Here is a 237-nt window from a genome sequence, read left to right as displayed (position 1 = left end):
TACTCCCCGCAGTTGCAGGCGTTCGGCGGCGACCTGATCAACCGCACCGATTACAAGAGCGCCGACGGCGTGCTCAACGGCGAGGCCGCGGTCACCTGGGCCAACTGGTTCGCCGGAATGGCCAAGGACGGCTACATGCCGAAGAAGTCGAGCGCCGACCCGGCGGCCGACTTCATGAACGGCAAGTCCGCCTTCCTGTGGAACGGTTCGTGGACCGCCGTCCCCACCCGGGAGAAG

At 66.7% G+C, this 237-nt stretch carries 1 pseudogene; it reads left to right on the top strand.

Annotation, left to right across the window (positions count from 1 at the left end):
* Positions 1-237 (top strand): annotated as a pseudogene (locus tag BN358_RS26520) (sugar ABC transporter substrate-binding protein); the annotation flags it as partial.

It is taken from the genome of Sedimentibacter sp. B4 (genome assembly GCF_000309315.1).
GTDB classification, from domain to species: Bacteria; Bacillota; Clostridia; order Tissierellales; family Sedimentibacteraceae; genus Sedimentibacter; species Sedimentibacter saalensis.
Note: the sequence above shows the minus strand (reverse complement) of the source record. Positions and strands in the feature narration are given on the sequence as shown.